We start from the raw sequence: 17240 nt of genomic DNA, 5'->3' as shown, positions 1-17240 counted from the left end.
ATTTGTTGGCGTCGAATGCGCAGCCACCCACCCTTGAGCTCAACGCCCTAAACCTCATGGCTATGCCCCGTCCTCAGCCCCTCGCGGACGCGATGGGCGATTGCCAGGAATTCGGGAGTGTCGCGAATGTCGAGCGGGCGTTCGGCCGGAAGAGTGGATTCGATCACGTCGGTTACGCGGCCGGGGCGCGGCGACATCACCACGATCCGGGTCGAGAGGTAAACCGCCTCGGGGATGGAGTGGGTGACGAAGCAGATCGTCTTGTTGGTGCGGGCCCAGAGTTTCAGCAGTTCTTCATTCAGATGGTCGCGGACGATCTCATCCAGCGCGCCGAAGGGTTCGTCCATCAAGAGCAGATCGGCATCGAAGGCGAGCGCGCGGGCGATCGAGGCGCGTTGCTGCATGCCGCCGGAGAGCTGCCAGGGGAATTTCTTCTCGAAGCCGGAGAGACTGACAAGGTCGAGCGCTTCGGCGATCCGCCTCGTCCGATCGGCGCCGCTATAACCCATAATCTCCAAGGGCAGGGCGATATTGTTTTCGATGGTGCGCCAGGGATAGAGCGCCGGCGCCTGGAACACGTATCCGTAGGCGCGAGCCTTGCGGGCTTCCTCGGGCGTCATGCCGTTGATCGAGATCTCGCCTGAGGTGCTCCTTTCGAGATCGGCGATGACGCGCAGGAAAGTCGTCTTGCCGCAGCCGGAGGGGCCGATGAAAGAGACGAAATCGCCCTTGCGGACATCGAGATTGACATCGCTCAGCGCCCGCACCGGGCCATCATTCGCCTGGTAGGTGAGACAGAGGTCCTTGGCGGATACGACGGAGGGTGCTTGCATTAATGCGACCGATCTTGTTTTCCCCGCTTGAAGGCGGTTTGCATGTTACCATCGCCGCCAGCTATGCCGGCGGCACAATTCTTGGAGGAAGAAAATGGACGCGACATCAAAACCCACCTGCCACATCGTTCGCCCCAAGCACGCCTATGACGGCAAGCAGGGGCTCAGCTATTTCGAAGGGATCGCGGCCGAGACCGTCGGCGCCACAGGCATTTGCATGCATCTCCTGACGATCCCGCCAGGCGTGCGCGCCAAGGCGCACCTGCACGAGGCGCATGAGACAGCGATCTACGTGCTCTCCGGCGAGGCCCATACCTGGTATGGCGACCGGCTGGAGCATCACGTCATTACCCATGCCGGCGAGCTCTTCTACATCCCGGCGGGCGTGCCACATATGCCGGCGAACCTCAGCAGCACGCCATGCACGGCGGTCATTGCCCGCACCGATCCGCACGAGCAGGAAAGCGTCGTGCTTCTCCCGGAGCTGGACGCTCTCGTGCCCGCGTGAGGTCATCCGCATGGAGACGTCGTTCCCCGGTTGATGGCCGTATCTTTATGCTCCATCGTCATACGCCGGTTGCCGGGATGCCGCTGCGTTCCACCTTGCGCGGAGAGGTGATCTCCTTCCAGGTGGATAGTGCCTTGCTGACGGCAGTGACCGGTTCGCGCCTGACGAACTCGCCGTGGCCCTCGCGGGTCTTGACCGTGCTTTCCTCGATCGCCACGACGCCGCGCGTCAGCGTGAAGCGCGGCAGGCCCGTCACTTCCTTACCCTCGAAGACGTTGTAATCGATCGCCGACTGCTGGGTCTTGGACGAGATGACCTTCGAACGGTTCGGGTCCCAGACGACGATATCGGCATCGGCGCCGACGAGGATCGCGCCCTTCTTCGGATAAATGTTGAGAATCTTGGCGATGTTGGTCGAAGTAACCGCGACGAATTCGTTCATCGTCAGCCGGCCGGTGTTGACACCGTGCGTCCAGAGCATCGGCATGCGGTCTTCGAGGCCGCCGGTGCCGTTCGGAATCTTGGTGAAGTCGCCGACGCCGAAACGTTTCTGCGCCGTGGTGAAGGCGCAATGGTCGGTCGCGACCACCTGCAGCGAACCGGAGGCAAGACCGGCCCAGAGCGAGTCCTGATGCTGCTTGCTGCGGAAAGGCGGCGACATGACGCGGCGGGCGGCATGATCCCAGTCTGGGTTGGAATATTCGCTCTCGTCGAGCGTCAGGTGCTGGATCAGCGGCTCCCCATAAACGCGCATGCCTTTAGCACGAGCGCGGCGGATCGCCTCGTGCGCCTGTTCGCAGGAAGTATGGACGATGTAAACGGGGCAGCCGGCCATATCAGCGATCATGATGGCGCGGTTGGTGGCCTCGCCCTCGACTTCGGCGGGGCGGGAATAGGCATGCGCCTCGGGGCCGTTATTGCCTTCGGCGAGCAGCTTTGCTGACATGGAAGCGACGACGTCACCGTTTTCGGCATGCACCAGCGGCAGCGCGCCGAGTTCGGCACAGCGCTGGAAGGATGCGAACATCTCGTCGTCGTCAACCATCAGCGCGCCCTTATAGGCCATGAAGTGCTTGAAGGTATTGATGCCCTTGTCGCGGACGATGGTCTCCATCTCCTTGAAAACCTGCTCGCTCCACCAGGTGACCGCCATGTGGAAGGAATAGTCGCAATTGGCGCGGGTGGACTTGTTGTCCCACATGGTCAGCGCTTCGAGCAGCGACTGGCCGGGTGCGGGAAGGGCAAAATCGACCACCATGGTCGTGCCGCCGGAAAGAGCCGCGCGCGTACCGCTCTCGAAATCGTCGGAGGAATAGGTGCCCATGAAGGGCATTTCGAGATGCGTGTGCGGATCGATGCCGCCAGGCATGACGTAACAGCCGGAGGCGTCGAGCGTCTCTTCAGCCGACAAGTTCGGACCGATCTCGACGATCTTGCCGCCGTCAATCTTGACGTCAGCCTTATAGGTGAGGTCGGCGGTGACGATGGTGCCGTTTTTGATGACTGTAGTCATGATCGTTCCCTATTCTTTATCGTTGTTCGGCTGGCGAATGAAAGCTGGGCGGATCGGCGCTGTATTCGAGCCGGCCCTGCAATGCCGCCAGGATCGTTTCGAGAACCGAGCGTCTTTCCCGCGAGATTTCCTGGTCCGCGGCGTCCACCGTTCCCTTCCCCCAGCGGGGAGAAGGTGGCCCGAAGGGTCGGATGAGGGGGCGGGCGCTGCGTTGGACATCACACCACGATCTCCGCCGTCTCGGCCACCGCGTGGAACAGCACATCGGCGCCAGCCGTCGCCCATTCCTTGGAGATCTCTTCCGCCTCATTGTGCGAGAGGCCCCCCACGCAGGGGCACATCACCATCGTCGCGGGGGCGACCTTGGCGGCCCAACAGGCGTCGTGGCCGGCGCCGGAGATGATGTTCATATGGCTGTAGCCGAGGTGTTCGGCGGCAGTGCGAACCGCGGTGACGAGCTTTTCGTCGAAGGTGACTGGCTCAAAGTGGCCGATCGCCTCGATGGAACAGCCGACACCCAAGGCGTCGCAAATGCCAGGCGCTTCCGCTTCGATCTTTGCCCGCATGCGGTCGAGCTTGGCCTTGTCGGGCGAGCGGATGTCGACGGTGAAGACGACCTTGCCGGGCAGGACGTTGCGGGAATTGGGGGAGAAGAAGACCTGGCCGACGCCGCCGACGGCGCCCGGCTGCTCGCCCATCGCCACGCTCTGCACCATTTCCAGGATGCGTGACATGGCAAGGCCGGCATTGACGCGCATGTCCATCGGCGTCGAGCCGGTATGGGCTTCCTTGCCGGTCAGCGTGAATTCCAGCCACCAGAGACCCTGACAGTGGGTGACGACGCCGATCTGCTTGGCCTCGGCTTCGAGGATCGGGCCCTGCTCGATATGGTATTCGAAATAGGCGTGCATCTTGCGGGCGCCGACCTCTTCGTCGCCGACCCAGCCGATGCGTTTCAGTTCATCGCCGAAGAGATTGCCCTCGGGATCCCTGCGGTTATAGGCGAAGTCCAGGCTGTGCACGCCGGCAAAGACGCCTGAGGCGAGCATGGCAGGGGCGAAGCGCGCGCCTTCCTCGTTCGTCCAGTTGGTAACGACGATGGGATGTTTCGTCTTGATGCCCAGGTCGTTCATCGTGCGCACGACTTCGAGCGCCGAAAGTACGCCCAGCACGCCGTCATATTTTCCGCCGGTCGGCTGGGTGTCGAGATGCGAGCCGACATAGACGGGCAGGGCGTCGGGATCGGTGCCGGGGCGGGTGGCGAACATGGTGCCCATGCGGTCAATACCCATAGTCAAGCCCGCTTCGTCGCACCACGTCTTGAAGAGGTTGCGGCCTTGCGCATCCGCATCCGTTAGCGTCTGGCGGTTATTGCCGCCCGCAATGCCTGGGCCGATCTTCGCCATGTCCATGAGACTGTCCCAGAGACGGTCGCCATTGACGCGCATGTTCTCGCCTGGTGCTGCCACCATTCTTCAAGCCCTCACCTGTTTGCGGCAGCCATGCAAGGGCATGCCCGCCTGTTCCCGTGGTCAGTCCCGCGCCTCTTATTGGTTTTGTCGAGCGCGGGAAAATCGCCAGTTGCCTTTGGTTTTCATCTGACGGATATTTGACCGATTGGTAAACATTACAGCTTCCACCGCCGGGCTCAAGACGAAAATCACGAAAATTGCCGATAAAAATGCGGGAAGTTGCTTAGAAAAGGGCAGGGAGCGTAACCTGCCGAAACTTGAGCGAAGAAGTTGAATATCAAGGGGAAACAATAGCCGATGGCTATTCCGAGAGCAGCGAAGACCTTGAGGCGGACGCGGATCCAGGAGGAGAAGGAAGAGCAGATCTTGGAGGCGGCGCTCGACGTGTTCTCGGCACGCGGCTTTCGCGGCTCGACGATCGACCAGATTGCCGAAGTGGCCGGCATGTCGAAACCCAATCTGCTCTATTACTTTCGCACCAAGGAAGCCATGCACCGGGCGCTGATCGACCGGGTGCTCTATACTTGGCTGGAGCCGCTGCGCGCCTTTGACGCCGAGGGTAATCCGGAGGAGGAGATCCGCAGCTACATCAGACGCAAGCTGGAGATGGCGCGCGATTTTCCGCGCGAGAGTCGGCTTTTCGCCAACGAGGTGCTGCAGGGCGCGCCCCATATCGAGGACGAGCTGAAGGGGCCGCTGAAGCAACTGGTCGACGAGAAGGCGGAGGTCATCCGCGCTTGGGCCAAATCGGGCAAGATCGTCGAATGCGATCCCTACCATCTGATCTTCTCGATCTGGTCGACCACCCAGCATTATGCCGATTTCGACGTTCAGGTGCGCGCAGTGCTGGGACAGGAACATTCCGGCGAAGGGCGCTTCGAGGATGCCGCGCGGTTTCTGGAGCAACTCTTCATTGGCGGGCTGCGGCCGAAGCTCGCTTGACCGTTCTACCCTCGCTTGGGAAGCTGCACCCGGGCAAGGAAATCCGTGATGCCTTCTGTCGTATATGGCTTCTGTAGCACCGGCGCGTCCGAGTGGCTGTTGGCCTGGGCGATGCCTTCCCCATAACCGGTGGCAAAAACGAAGGGTACGCCGTCGGCTGCCAAGCGGTCGGCAATCCCGAAACTCGTCTCGTCGCCGAGATTGACATCGAGAAGCGCGAAATCGAAGGACTGGCCGGCCAGGATCTCCATCGCCTCGGCGACACTGGGCACCGTTGTCACTTCGGCGCCGAGCCGGCGCAGGATATCCTCTCCATCCATGGCGATAATCAGGTTGTTTTCCACCAGCAGGATTTTCAAGCCCGAAAGCGGCTCTCGATCGACGGAAGCAGCCGCGCTTTGCGCAGCGCCGGCAGGCGCTACATCCGGCAATGGGCTTGAACCGACTGCATTCACATACCGAACCGGAATAAAGAAATCCGCCTCCAGCCCCTCCTTCATGTAGCGGACTTCGGCCTTGCCGCCGAGGTCGTAGGGAATGGAACGCCGGATGATCGTCGAACCGAAGCCGTGGCGTTTCGGGTCTGCGACGGGCGGGCCGTCCTTTTCGCGCCAGCCGATGCGCAGATTGCCCTCATCGTCACGATGCCAGTCGAGTTCGACGGTGCCGCTGCCGGCGCCTGAAAGGCTGCCATATTTGGCGCTGTTGGTCATCAGCTCATGGAAGACCAGAGCGGCGGTCGAAAAGGCCTGGGGATCCAGCAACACGTCTTCGCCGCTCATCCGGAAGCGTTGCGCGTTCTTTCCAAGATAGGCCGCGGTTTCGGCGGAAAGCAATTGACGCAGCGAAGCTGGCGCCCAGTGGTCCCTGGTGATCTGGTCATGGGCGCGGGCGAGCGACTGAATGCGGCCCTCGAGCTGGCGGATATAGTCGCCAAGGCTGACCGACGTCGTCTGCGACTGCCGAATGATGCCGGTGATGAGGCTCAATATGTTGCGGACTCGGTGATTGAGTTCGGCAATCAGCAGTTCCTGCCGCTCGTTCGCCATCTGGCGTGCCATACTGGCCTCGTCGGTCAGCCGCAGCACCACCTCGATCAAGGTGACGCGGATCGTTTCGGCGACCCGGCGCTCGGCCTCGGTAAAGGGGAGGGAGCGGCCGCGCACCAGTTCCGACCAGGCTTCGAAGCTCTTGCGCGGCGTCAGCCGCGGGCCGTTGGGGCCGTATTCCACCGGTTTGTGCGGATCGCCGCCCCAGCGGACTGTGCGCACCAATTCCTGACGGAAAAGCACGACATAGTCCCGCGGCGAACGCGAGATCGGTATGGCGAGCATGCCTGCCGCTCCATGGTCGATCTCAAGATCCGGGTAGGTTTCGCCGAGCCTGTCTACGGCATAGATGCGTCCGCCGGCGTTGCGGTTGAGATGGCGCACGAGGGCCGCGAAAGCCTTCTCGTCCGGCCCGGTGCCGGCAAGCGCGATCCGGCCGTTGATCCAGACACCGATCCCGTCTGCAGGAACGGCGTCGGCGAGAGCCTCGATCAGCCAGGCAGGGTCGTCGAGCAGGCTGGCATTATCCGCCACGGAAGTGAGAAGCCGGTCGGCGATGCGGCGCGCCTTCGTCTCGTAGTCGAGCGCCAGCCGCCGCTCGCGGCTTTCAAGGCGTGAAGCGAACATCTGGCCGAAGAGTTCGGCCGTGGAGCGGATTTGTGCCGACGGCAGACGCGGGCCGTAATGATGGCAGGCAAAAAGGCCCCAGAGCTTGCCGTCGACGACGATCGATATGGAGAGCGAAGCGCCGACTCCCATATTCTTCAGATATTCGATGTGGATCGGCGAGACCGAACGCAGCACCGACATGGAGAGATCGAGTGGCTGGCCCTGTTCGTCGAGCTGCGGGAGAACCGGCACGGGAATTGCATCGACATCGGCGATGATGCGGAACAGATTGCGCAGATAAAGAGCGCGCGCCTGCACCGGAATGTCAGAGGCCGGATAGTGTAGCCCCAGGAACGAGCCGATGCCGCTGCGGGCGGCTTCCGCCACGACCTCGCCTGAGCCGCCTTCATCGAAGCGATAAACCATGACCCTGTCGAAGCCGGTGAGTGCGCGTGCCTGCCTTGCGCCCTCGCGGAAGAAGGCTTCCAGCGTTTCAGTCTGATCGAGGCGCGACATCATGCTGCGCATGGAGAGCGAAGGGGCGTTGCGCTTGTCTTGCGGGCAGCGCTCGCCTTCGAGGATGACCAGATTTTCCTGGAGGTGGACGGCGAGGTCGAAGCGGGACTGATCAGGCAGCAGAGCAATGTCGAAAATGCGCTCGACGACATCCGAGCTGCGTATGGTGGTCAGCTTGTTGCGGATCGTGTGGACCGCCTCGGGCAAAATCAGCGAGGAAACGGGACGCCCGAGCGCGTCGGCCTGCTCCACCCCGAGAAACTCCGAAAGATTTGTGGAGGCCCGCGTGACCATCCAGTCGAGCGATACCGCCAGCAGGAAACCGAAGGGCTGGATTGCGCCGAGTTGATGGATGGGCTCGCGATCGCAATTGGTGAGATCAACGGGTTCTCGCAAGTCGCTCATGGGACGGCTTCCAATTCGAGCTGCCCTGCCTTGAGGAAAAGATCGAAGAGCGTGCGAGCAGTCCGAACGGCGGCAGCAGGATCGTCGATGTTGCTTGCATCGAGACGATCCATAAAAGTCCTGACGGCGCCCTTCGGGCCTCGAGGGGTGAGATAGCTGTTGGGTAGGCGATTGGGAACGGATTTAGCGAGCAGTGCGCCGCCGAGTTTGGAGCCTTCGAGGACGTATACGGCGCCCCAGAGCGCTGCGTCGCCGTCCAAGGCCGGCGGCGGAAGGCGCTCGGGCAGACGGTCGCCGAGTTCGCCGATATCGGCAAACAGCAGCTGCGCGCGCCTTCGTTCCGGCCAGTCGGGCAGCAGGCGAACGATCCCGGCTTCCTCAAGCGCATTTTCGGCTGCGGGGATGACCCGGGCGTGGGCGCGCAGGAATGTCCTGTACTGCTCTTTGCTGGAGAGGTCGAAAATGCCGAATAGCTTATCGACTTCGGCGTGGCAATCTGCTGTCTGTGCGCGGAGCACGCTGCGAAGTGACATATGGACCGTGTTCTTAGTGATGTGGCAGACGATGCCGAGAATGCGAGAGCGACAAACTAGCGATATATTGCAGCGTCTCGGCATTTCCAGAGAAAGACATAGAAAAACATGGGCTTCCCGGTCGGCTCGATTTCGTGCGACGGTACCTCTTTTAGCTCATGATCGCCGGCAGTTCCGCGGCCAGCATATCGATGGCAAGGCGCACCTTCGGCAGCATGACCGGCGATCTCGGCCAGACAGCATAGGCCTCGAAGATGGTGGACGGCACGTCGGTCAGAACCCGTACAAGTTCTCCCGACAGGACTCTATCCCGTACGAGCCAGCAGGTCAGCCAGGCAAGTCCACGACCTTCAACCGCGGCGTCGGCGATCGAGGCGAGATCGTCGAGCCGCAGCCGCGATTTCGGCAGGACGTCGCGCGGCGGACCGGCCGCCGTCGGGAAGGTCCAGGGCCTATCATTGTCGCCTCTGCGATAGACGATGCCCTGATGGTTGGCGAGATCGTCGAGCGTTTGCGGCACGCCGTACTCTTTGAGATAAGCGGGCGAGGCGCAGACCGTCATGGACTGCCGGGCGATTGTCCGCGCCATCAGGTCAGGATTGTCCTTCAGCGGGCCGTTGCGGACGGCAAGGTCGAAGCCATCCTCCAGAAGATCGACGACGCGATCGCTGAAGGATAAATCGAGTTCGAGGTCCGGATGTTCGTCCAGCAGGCGTGTCAGGATCGGGGCGGCGCAATGGCGGCCGAATAGTGCCGGCATCGATACCCGCAGCCTGCCGCGGACCTCACGTCTTCCAGATTCGAGCTGGGCTTCGCCGATGCGGATTTCCTCGATGGCTCTCAGGCAGCGCTCATAAAAGAAGCGGCCTTCGTCGGTGAGGGTCTGGGTCCGGGTCGTGCGGTTGAAAAGCCGGACGCCGAGCCGCTGTTCGAGCCTCGCGATCGTCTTGCTGACCGCCGAGCGGGTGAGATGAAGCCGTTCAGCGGCAACGGAGAAACTGCCCGCTTCCACTGTTTCGACGAAGATCGAAATGCCCTTCAGCCGCTCCATATTGTTTCCATTATGGCACCATTGTGGCGATCTAATATCGCAACAGGAGATGAAAGTTCAACGATATATCTGGTGCTCCTCCAATCGAGAAGGAGCAGAAAGATGCAGACGACAAGGCAGTGGCAAACCAATGCCATCGGGCCGGAGGCCAATCTGAAAATCGGTGAAGCCAGAATTCCCGAAGTGTCCGGCACGATGATCAGGGTGCGCACACAGGCGGTCTCCCTCAATTTCCGCGACAGGCTGGTGCTCGAGAGTGGCATGGGGCTGCCGTTGCAGTTTCCCTTCGTGCCGGCATCGGACATGGCCGGCGTGGTCGAGGCCGTCGGCCAGGATGTCACACGCTTCAAACCAGGCGATCTCGTTATCTCCACCTTTTCCCCGGACTGGATCGACGGCCGCGGGCCGGGCACCGCGCGTACTCCGCCCTACCAGACGCGCGGCGGCCTCTATCCGGGCGTGCTCTCCGAACACACGGTGCTTTCCGAGGAGTGGTTCACGCTTGCTCCGAAAACGCTCGATGCCGCCGAAGCGAGCACGCTGCCCTGCGCTGGACTGACGGCATGGGTCGCGCTGATCGAATGCGGCAGGCTGAAGGCCGGGGACAAGGTGCTCGTGCAGGGGACTGGCGGCGTCGCGCTTTTTGGCCTTCAGATTGCCAAGGCGCATGGCGCCGAGGTCTTGATCACGTCAGGCAGTGCCGAAAAACTGGAACGGGCGCAGGCACTCGGCGCTGATCATCTGATCAACCGACACGAGGGCGACTGGGTGGAGCGGCTCCATCATCTGACCGGCGACTACGGTGCCGACCACGTGCTCGAAATCGTCGGCGGGTCGCATCTCGGCCAGGCGCTGAAGGCCGTGGCGGTCAACGGCCGAATTTCGGTGATCGGTGTGCTCGAGGGTTTCGAGGTCTCGGCGCCGGTGGCACCGCTGCTTCTCAAGGCGCCTATCGTGCAGGGAATTGCCGTCGGTCATCGCCGGGCGCTGGAAGATCTGGTGCGCGCCGTCGACCAGACCGGGCTGAAGCCGGTCATCGACAGGCGTTATGCCTTCGCGGAACTGCCGCAGGCCCTCGATCATCTCTATCGGGGCCCCTTCGGCAAGGTCGTGATTGAGTTTTAAGAGATGCGCTCCTCTCTCATTGTTGAGGGAGCGTCAGCCTATTCGGCAGCAACGGCTTCGCTTTCGAAAGCGAAACCCTCGTCGGCCCAGCCCGTCATGCCGCCGATCATCAGCTTGGCCTTAAGGCCGAGCTTAGCAAGGCGGAAGGCGGCCTTGTCGGCGCCGTTGCAATGAGGGCCGGCGCAATAGACGACGAAGAGCGTGTCCCTTGCCCATTCCGACATGCGATGCGCGGTCATCTTGCCATGCGGCAGGTTGATCGCGCCCGGCACATGGGACTGCGCAAACAACGCCGGCGAGCGTACGTCGAGAAGAACGAAATCAACCTTCCCGGCCGCAAAGGCGGCACGGACATCCGAACAATCGGTCTCGAAGGCCAGCTTGGCGGCGTGATGGGCGGCAGCGAGATCGGGCTCGGCGGCGGGGATTTCGGAGACGGCGCTTGGCATCGGTCCTTCCTTTCGTGTTGGATTGCCGCCTGGTATCGCTGATGCTACAGCTTGGCGAAATTGGCCATCGTGACTGACAGCGTAAAGATCATGCCAAACGTGTCTCCGCAGACGAAGGGACCGCTAGTAGCAGTGCTCGCCTATGACGGGCTCTGCACCTTCGAATTCGGTATTGCCTATGAGGTCTTCGGCTTGCCGCGTCCGGAGATGGGTGAAGCCTGGTATCGCTTCGCGGTCTGCGGCATCGAGCCGGGGCCGCTTCGCGCCGCCGGCGGATTAACGGTCGCGGTCGATAAGGGGCTGGAGGTGCTCGACGAGGCGGACCTGATCGTCGTTCCCGGCTGGCGGGCGATCGATGCACCTGTGCCGGAACCGCTTTCCACGGCACTCAGGGCAGCGCATCAGCGCGGTGCGCGCATCATGTCGCTCTGCTCCGGCGTTACGGTTCTTGCCGGCGCCGGCCTGCTTGCCAACCGCAGGGCGACCACGCACTGGCGCTATGTCTCGTCGATCGCGGCGCGCTATCCGGACGTCACGCTCGATGCCGATGTTCTCTACATCGATGAGGGCAGTCTGCTGACGGCGGCCGGCAGCGCTGCCGGCATCGACCTCTGCCTGCACGTCGTGCGCGGCGATTTCGGCTCGGAGGCCGCCAACAACGTTGCGCGCCGCCTCGTCGTGCCGCCGCACCGCGAAGGCGGGCAGGCGCAGTTCATCAGAGCGCCCGTCCCGGAGGAGCGCGAAGGCATACGCCTCGGCCCGCTTATCGAGTGGATGCGCGAAAGCCTGGCCGAGGAGCAGCCGATCAGCCTCCTGGCCAAGAGGGCGGGCATGAGCATGCGCACCTTCCAGCGCCGCTTCGAAGCGACGACCGGTCTCAGCGTCGGCGAATGGTTGCTGAAGGAGCGGCTGCGCCATGCGCGCGACCTTCTCGAAAGAGAGCTTGCCGTATCGCTCGACGATATCGCGACATCAAGCGGCTTCGGCACGCTGGCGACGATGCGGCACCACTTCCGCAAGCGGTTGGGGACGAGCCCGCATGCCTATCGGAAGTCATTCGGCGGCTGAAACGCGTCGTGCCGAAGTAGCGTGCAACTTTCGATGTTGTCGAACCCGTACCCGTCGCTCGGCGAAACCACGTTCCCCCGAGAGCTTCACTTACACTCAATCGCGAAAGTTTCGTACGGCTTGAGCTCAACAGTTTCGCCGATCATGTGTACGGATTCATAATTGCAGATCAGGCATTCTCCGTTGATGGCCAGCTCCTTCGGCAAACTCAGCGTTATCTCCCTGGGTGTGAAGTTGGCGACCACGATGATCCAGCTCCTGTCGAGGGTGCGGGTATAAACGAAGACATCGGGGTGCTGGTCGAGCCAGGACCGGTATTCGCCATAGACGATGACGGGGTGGTTTTTCCGGAGAGCGATGAGTTTGCGATAGTGGTTCCAGATCGACTTTTCGTCGTTGATGGCCGCTTCGGCGTTGACCTTCGAATAATTAGGGTTGACCTCTATCCAGGGCACGCCGGTTGAAAAGCCGCCATAGGGGGCGGCGCTCCATTGCATCGGGGTGCGGGCGTTGTCGCGGCCGTTCTCATTTGCTCCCCGGATGAATTCCTCCGGTGAAAGGCCGGCCTCCACATGCAGCCTGTGCATGTTGATTGTTTCGATATCCCGATATTGTTCGATGGAGGTGAAGGGGACGTTCGTCATGCCGATCTCCTCGCCCTGATAGACGAAAGGGGTGCCCTTGAGGAGATGCAACACGGTCGCCAGCATCTTGGCCGACTCGACATGATAGCCGGTGGCATTGCCGTAGCGCGAGACGGCGCGCGGCAAATCGTGATTGCCCCAGAAGAGGGAATTCCACCCGTCTTCCGACAAGGCGAGCTGCCACTTGCTGAGGACCGTCTTGAGATTCACCAGATCGAACGGTTTCGGGCGCCATTTCCCATAGACCGCGTCCCACTGCTGGGTGACGTGTTCGAATTGGAAGATCATCGACAGTTCCCGGCGTTCGCGCCCGGAATAGAGCAGCGCTGCGCCGGGGGTGGCGCTCCAAGCTTCGCCGACCGTCAGTATGTCGCGGCTGCCGAAGGTTTTGGCGTTCATCTCCTGCAGATAGTCGTGCAGATGCGGTCCATCCTTGACGAGCTCCCGGTCCACCTGTTTGCCGATGTAGTCGATGACATCCATGCGGAAGCCGGCGATGCCCCGCTCCAACCACCAGTTCATCATGTCATAAATTTCCGCCCGTACCTTTTGGTTCTCCCAGTTGAGGTCCGGCTGGCGGCGGGAAAACATATGCAGGTAATATTCGCCGGTCGTGGGATCGAGGGTCCAGGCCGGGCCGCCGAAGGAGGATTTCAGGCCATTGGGCGGGCCTCCGTCCGGGGCGGGCTTGCGCCAGATGTAGAAATCGCGGAATGGATTGTTAGGCCCCTGGCGGGATTGAAGAAACCACGGATGCTCGTCGGATGTATGGTTGACGACGAGATCGAGCATGATGCCGATCCCTCGCTCTTTTGCCTCAGCTACCAGCTTGTCGAAATCTAGGAGCGTGCCGAACTCGGGTGCGATGTCTCGATAGTCGGATATGTCGTAACCATTATCGTCCATCGGCGACTTATAGATCGGCGAAAGCCAGATGATGTCGATGCCGAGCTTCTTCAGGTAGTCGAGCTTTGAAGTGATGCCGGGAATATCACCAATGCCATCTCCGTCGGAATCGCAGAAGCTGCGCGGATAGACCTGGTAGACGGTTGCCGTATGCCACCATTTCGGTTGGAGAGGGGAGCGCTCGGGACCTCCCAGCGGTGTCGTGGACTGATCCATCAAAGGCTTTCCTAGATGTTTGGGATATGGAGAAAACACCCCGGATGCCGGCAGGTTCCAACAAAGTGAGGCCTGCCTTGCCGTTTCCTGCCGCGCCCTGTCGCGTCAGCGGAAACGGAACCTGGTCCTTCCGGAACAGTTAGAAGCTTCCAAAGGACTGGCAGGAGAGTGGCTGTGCCGAACCGAAGCAGTAGCTGGTATGAGGAGGCTGTGATCTACAGCATCGATGTCGAAAAGTTCGCCGATGGCAATGGCGACGGCATCGGCGACTTCATCGGCCTTGCCGAGAAGCTGAGTTATCTTTCGGAACTCGGAATCACCTGCATCTGGCTCCTGCCGTTTTATGGCAGCCCGGACCGCGACAATGGTTATGACGTCAGCGATTTTTATTCGGTCAATCCGAAGGTGGGAACGCTTGACGACTTCCTGACCTTCCTGCACAGCGCCGGTGAACATGGGATTCGAGTGATCATCGACCTTGTCGTCAATCACACATCCGATCAGCATCCCTGGTTCCAGGCCGCCCGGCGGGACGACATGACGCGATACCGCAACTACTATGTTTGGAGCGCCGATCCTCCCCCCGTCGCCTCCGGGGCGAAATCGATTTTTCCGGGCGAAGTGAACAGCCTGTGGACCTATGACGAGGTGGCAAGAGCCTATTACTTACATAGTTTCTACGAATTTCAGCCCGAACTGAATGCCGCTAATCCGCAGGTCCGCGAAGAGATATTGCGCATCGTCGATTACTGGATCGCGTTCGGCGTCAGCGGGTTCAGGCTCGATGCCGCCCCGCTCATCATTGCCGACAAAGGACTTGAACATGCCAATCCCCGCGATCCTCATGGCATACTGAGGCAGATCGGCGGCTATCTGCAAAGCCGGCGGCCCGGCGGTGTGCTGCTCGGGGAAGTCAATCTTCCGCCGGAGGCATCCGACGCTTTTTTCGGAGAAGGGGACCAACTCCAGCTTCTGCTCAATTTCATGCTTGCCTGCTATCTCTTTGCCGGTTTTGCCGGAGAAGACGCCGCTTCGATCAATCAGGGGCTGAGCCTGCTTCCGGAGCCGCCGCCGGGTTGCGGCTGGGTCAACTTCCTGCGCAATCTCGACGAACTCGATTTTTCCCGCGTTCCCGAGGATTTGAAGAAGAAGGTCTTCGAAGTCTTCGCGCCGAAAGAAGAAATGCGGGTTTTCGGCCGCGGCATCCGGCGCCGCGTTGCGCCCATGCTTCAAGGCGACCAGCGGCGGATCGAACTCGCCTTCAGCATCATTTTTTCTCTGAGCGGGCCGCCCCTCATCGTCTACGGAGATGAGATCGGCATTGGCGAGGACCTTTCCCAGGCCGGACGCAATACGGTGCGGGTTCCGATGCAATGGTCGGCGGAGAAGAATGCAGGCTTCTCCGGCGCCAGCACCGGAAAACTGTGCCAACCGCTCGTCGCCGATGGGCCGTTTTCCTACAAGAAAGTGAATGTCGCCGACCAATCGGCGGATTCCAATTCCCTGTTGAACAGAATCAAGCGCTTCATTTCTCTTCGCCGGAACCAGCCGATTTTCACCAAGGGTCGGCTGGTGCGGTTGAGCGCCGAGGATCCGGCGGTTTTGGTCCATGGATTCGAAGATGCCGGGTCGCTCCTGTTGCTCGTCCACAATCTCTCGGATCGTCAAATCAAGACGGAAATCAATTTTGGCGGCATGCAACCCAAAGGGTTTCGAGATTTGATTGACGATGTCGAGTACGAGGGTCTCAAGGAACCACGCCTCGAGCTCCAGCCTTATTCCTATCGTTGGTTTATTTCAGAAGGCAATGGAACATGACGCTCATCGGCTATCACGCGTCCCACGAACAATTTTCGCCAAGCGAGCTCCTTGGTTATGTGCAGGCTGCGGAGGCTGCAGGTTTCGACTCCGTGATGTCATCCGATCACCTAACGCCATGGAGCGAGAGGCAGGGACAATCAGGCTTTGCGTGGGCATGGTTGGGCGCGGCGCTGCAGGCTACGCGATCCATTCCCTTTGGTATCATCACCGTTCCTATGGGCTGGCGTTATCATCCGGCGATTACTGCACAGGCCGGCGCGACGATCGCCGAGATGTTTCCGGGACGGTTGCCGTGGATCGCGGTAGGCAGCGGACAGGCCATGAATGAACACGTCATCGGCGAACGCTGGCCTTCCAAGGCTGAAAGAAATGAACGACTGCGTGCCGCGGTCGAAATCATGCGGGACTTGTGGATGGGGAAGCTTGTCAGCCGGGAAGGACCTATCAAAGTCGATCAGGCCCGCATCCATACTCTTCCAGAAGAGATACCTCGCATTGTTGCCGGCGCTCTTTCGCCGGAAACGGCCGAGTGGGCGGGAAGCTGGGCCGATGCGCTCATCACCATCAACCAGCCGCCCGACAAGCTCGGCGAAATCGTCGATGCCTTCCGGCGCGGCGGCGGGGAGGAAAAACCGCTCTACTTACAGACACATGTTTCTTATGCAGGCTCCGAAGAGGAAGCCAGAGCAAACGCCTTCGAGCAGTGGCGGAGCAACGCAATTTCCGCCGCGATCTCGGAAACGCTTCGTTTGCCGCAGGAATTCGATGAGGCGTGTCTGAAGGTGCGTCCGGAAGACATGGATGAGCACGTGCGCATCTCGGTCGATCCGCAACAGCATGTCGCGTGGCTGAAAGCCGACATCGCGATGGGATTTAAAGAGATTTATATTCACAATGTCGGGCGCAATCAGCGCGAGTTCATCAAAGCCTTCGGACACGAGGTCCTACCCGCTTTCAGGACAGGCGCGCCAGCTGCTGCATCGACCTCTCTAGGGGATGACTTGAAGGGCAGGCCAGGGGTCAGCTGATGAGGATCTCGCAAATGTGCCTGATCTCGCACTCGCACCGGTTGCCTGACCAAAGGAGGTAGCATGTTCAAGAAATACGCCTACGCCTGGATCACTGTCGGCTTCTTTCTATTTTCGCTCACCGGCCATTGGTTATTTGGTTGGTTTGCTTTTGTCGGCGAGCAGCAGAGCCACGGTCAGGTGCCTGATTTCAATGCCTATATCATGGAGATGGGCAGAGACACATTTGAAAATTGGCAGTCCGAATTCCTGCAGTTGCTCTGGCAGGTCGTCGGTCTTGCCTACTTTCTCTATATCGGGTCTCCTTCTTCGAAGGAAAACGATGACCGCACCGAAGCGAAACTGGACGCTCTGATCAGATTAAATGGCGGAGAGAAGGCTGAAGCGATCATCGCCGAGATCGATAAGCACTTCATGAGAACCGGCGGACATGCGGGACCATACGCCCACGAATTGGAAACGCATAGGGGCCCCCAGAGGGTTAGTGACGCCACGTAGGCCGGCTCAGGCGGATGACGGAGCTGCCGGTCGGTGGCCGCCCGCCCAGGACCC

15 protein-coding genes are annotated in these 17240 nt (G+C 60.9%); 7 read left to right on the top strand and 8 right to left on the bottom strand.

Annotation, left to right across the window (positions count from 1 at the left end; genetic code table 11):
- Nucleotides 1-47: 47 nt before the first annotated feature.
- Nucleotides 48-833 (bottom strand): ABC transporter ATP-binding protein, encoded by a 786-nt coding sequence (locus tag FFR93_RS34195; protein ID WP_138396441.1) that lies wholly within the window; start codon nucleotides 831-833, stop codon nucleotides 48-50.
- 94 nt (nucleotides 834-927) lie between these two features.
- Here FFR93_RS34195 and FFR93_RS34190 point away from each other — a divergent pair, with 94 nt between their 5' ends.
- Nucleotides 928-1341 carry a cupin domain-containing protein gene (locus FFR93_RS34190; RefSeq protein ID WP_011426527.1) on the top strand — a complete coding sequence of 138 codons (414 nt, stop codon included), beginning with the start codon at nucleotides 928-930 and terminating at the stop codon, nucleotides 1339-1341.
- A 58-nt stretch (nucleotides 1342-1399) separates the two neighbouring features.
- Here FFR93_RS34190 and hydA read toward each other — a convergent pair whose 3' ends face one another.
- The gene (gene hydA, locus FFR93_RS34185; RefSeq protein WP_064705978.1) at nucleotides 1400-2854 is read right to left on the bottom strand and encodes a dihydropyrimidinase; all 1455 of its coding nucleotides are present in this window, start codon (nucleotides 2852-2854) and stop codon (nucleotides 1400-1402) included.
- A gap of 218 nt (nucleotides 2855-3072) precedes the next feature.
- The gene (locus FFR93_RS34180) at nucleotides 3073-4326 is read right to left on the bottom strand and encodes a Zn-dependent hydrolase (RefSeq protein ID WP_064705977.1); all 1254 of its coding nucleotides are present in this window, start codon (nucleotides 4324-4326) and stop codon (nucleotides 3073-3075) included.
- 297 nt (nucleotides 4327-4623) lie between these two features.
- Here FFR93_RS34180 and FFR93_RS34175 point away from each other — a divergent pair, with 297 nt between their 5' ends.
- The gene (locus FFR93_RS34175; protein ID WP_138396440.1) at nucleotides 4624-5268 is read left to right on the top strand and encodes a TetR family transcriptional regulator C-terminal domain-containing protein; all 645 of its coding nucleotides are present in this window, start codon (nucleotides 4624-4626) and stop codon (nucleotides 5266-5268) included.
- A 5-nt stretch (nucleotides 5269-5273) separates the two neighbouring features.
- Here the strand turns inward: FFR93_RS34175 and FFR93_RS34170 are convergent, their stop codons facing one another.
- From FFR93_RS34170 to FFR93_RS34160, 3 genes are all read right to left on the bottom strand, one after another.
- Nucleotides 5274-7847, bottom strand: a complete 2574-nt coding sequence (locus FFR93_RS34170) for an HWE histidine kinase domain-containing protein (protein ID WP_138396439.1) — start codon at nucleotides 7845-7847, stop codon at nucleotides 5274-5276.
- Entirely contained in the window at nucleotides 7844-8380 is a 537-nt protein-coding gene (locus tag FFR93_RS34165; RefSeq protein WP_138396438.1) for a biliverdin-producing heme oxygenase, read from the bottom strand. Before FFR93_RS34165 ends, FFR93_RS34170 begins: the two co-directional genes overlap by 4 nt.
- Before the next feature lie 151 nt (nucleotides 8381-8531).
- Nucleotides 8532-9431 carry a LysR family transcriptional regulator gene (locus tag FFR93_RS34160; protein ID WP_138396437.1) on the bottom strand — a complete coding sequence of 300 codons (900 nt, stop codon included), beginning with the start codon at nucleotides 9429-9431 and terminating at the stop codon, nucleotides 8532-8534.
- 102 nt (nucleotides 9432-9533) lie between these two features.
- Between FFR93_RS34160 and FFR93_RS34155 the strand changes: the two genes are divergently transcribed.
- Nucleotides 9534-10556: an NAD(P)-dependent alcohol dehydrogenase gene (locus FFR93_RS34155; protein WP_138396436.1), complete on the top strand. Its 1023-nt coding sequence runs from the start codon at nucleotides 9534-9536 to the stop codon at nucleotides 10554-10556.
- Between the two features lie 38 nt (nucleotides 10557-10594).
- Here FFR93_RS34155 and FFR93_RS34150 read toward each other — a convergent pair whose 3' ends face one another.
- The gene (locus FFR93_RS34150) at nucleotides 10595-11005 is read right to left on the bottom strand and encodes a rhodanese-like domain-containing protein (protein WP_138396435.1); all 411 of its coding nucleotides are present in this window, start codon (nucleotides 11003-11005) and stop codon (nucleotides 10595-10597) included.
- Nucleotides 11006-11074: 69 nt separating this feature from the next.
- On the opposite strand from FFR93_RS34150, the gene ftrA reads away from it, so the two are divergent.
- A complete protein-coding gene (ftrA, locus tag FFR93_RS34145; protein WP_138396434.1) occupies nucleotides 11075-12073 on the top strand; it encodes a transcriptional regulator FtrA in 999 nt (332 codons plus the stop codon).
- A gap of 86 nt (nucleotides 12074-12159) precedes the next feature.
- Here the strand turns inward: ftrA and FFR93_RS34140 are convergent, their stop codons facing one another.
- Nucleotides 12160-13839 (bottom strand): alpha-glucosidase, encoded by a 1680-nt coding sequence (locus FFR93_RS34140; RefSeq protein ID WP_138396433.1) that lies wholly within the window; start codon nucleotides 13837-13839, stop codon nucleotides 12160-12162.
- 174 nt (nucleotides 13840-14013) lie between these two features.
- Here FFR93_RS34140 and FFR93_RS34135 point away from each other — a divergent pair, with 174 nt between their 5' ends.
- From FFR93_RS34135 to FFR93_RS34125, 3 genes are all read left to right on the top strand, one after another.
- Complete coding sequence (locus tag FFR93_RS34135) at nucleotides 14014-15657, top strand: alpha-amylase family protein (protein WP_138396432.1); 1644 nt, start codon at nucleotides 14014-14016, stop codon at nucleotides 15655-15657.
- Nucleotides 15654-16688, top strand: coding sequence for a TIGR03885 family FMN-dependent LLM class oxidoreductase (locus FFR93_RS34130; RefSeq protein WP_138396431.1), 1035 nt, complete (start codon nucleotides 15654-15656; stop codon nucleotides 16686-16688). The genes FFR93_RS34135 and FFR93_RS34130 overlap by 4 nt, the downstream gene beginning before the upstream one ends.
- 63 nt (nucleotides 16689-16751) lie before the next feature.
- On the top strand, nucleotides 16752-17186 hold the full coding sequence (locus FFR93_RS34125) for a DUF6766 family protein (RefSeq protein ID WP_138396430.1): 435 nt from the start codon (nucleotides 16752-16754) through the stop codon (nucleotides 17184-17186).
- Nucleotides 17187-17240: the final 54 nt, after the last annotated feature.

Origin of the sequence: Rhizobium sp. MHM7A, assembly GCF_005862215.1 — a bacterium.
Taxonomy (GTDB): domain Bacteria; phylum Pseudomonadota; class Alphaproteobacteria; order Rhizobiales; family Rhizobiaceae; genus Rhizobium; species Rhizobium bangladeshense.
The sequence above is the reverse complement of the archived record's forward strand: the minus strand, read 5'-3'. Positions and strand labels throughout refer to the sequence as shown.

Excerpts from the sequence above, each read along its gene's own strand:
- FFR93_RS34195 (WP_138396441.1), bottom strand. The coding sequence starts at position 833 with ATGCAAGCACCCTCCGTCGTATCCGCCAAGGACCTCTGTCTCACCTAC.
- FFR93_RS34190 (WP_011426527.1), top strand. The coding sequence starts at position 928 with ATGGACGCGACATCAAAACCCACCTGCCACATCGTTCGCCCCAAGCAC.
- hydA (WP_064705978.1), bottom strand. The coding sequence starts at position 2,854 with ATGACTACAGTCATCAAAAACGGCACCATCGTCACCGCCGACCTCACC.
- FFR93_RS34180 (WP_064705977.1), bottom strand. The coding sequence starts at position 4,326 with ATGGTGGCAGCACCAGGCGAGAACATGCGCGTCAATGGCGACCGTCTC.
- FFR93_RS34175 (WP_138396440.1), top strand. The coding sequence starts at position 4,624 with ATGGCTATTCCGAGAGCAGCGAAGACCTTGAGGCGGACGCGGATCCAG.
- FFR93_RS34170 (WP_138396439.1), bottom strand. The coding sequence starts at position 7,847 with ATGAGCGACTTGCGAGAACCCGTTGATCTCACCAATTGCGATCGCGAG.
- FFR93_RS34165 (WP_138396438.1), bottom strand. The coding sequence starts at position 8,380 with ATGTCACTTCGCAGCGTGCTCCGCGCACAGACAGCAGATTGCCACGCC.
- FFR93_RS34160 (WP_138396437.1), bottom strand. The coding sequence starts at position 9,431 with ATGGAGCGGCTGAAGGGCATTTCGATCTTCGTCGAAACAGTGGAAGCG.
- FFR93_RS34155 (WP_138396436.1), top strand. The coding sequence starts at position 9,534 with ATGCAGACGACAAGGCAGTGGCAAACCAATGCCATCGGGCCGGAGGCC.
- FFR93_RS34150 (WP_138396435.1), bottom strand. The coding sequence starts at position 11,005 with ATGCCAAGCGCCGTCTCCGAAATCCCCGCCGCCGAGCCCGATCTCGCT.
- FFR93_RS34140 (WP_138396433.1), bottom strand. The coding sequence starts at position 13,839 with ATGGATCAGTCCACGACACCGCTGGGAGGTCCCGAGCGCTCCCCTCTC.
- FFR93_RS34130 (WP_138396431.1), top strand. The coding sequence starts at position 15,654 with ATGACGCTCATCGGCTATCACGCGTCCCACGAACAATTTTCGCCAAGC.
- FFR93_RS34125 (WP_138396430.1), top strand. The coding sequence starts at position 16,752 with ATGTTCAAGAAATACGCCTACGCCTGGATCACTGTCGGCTTCTTTCTA.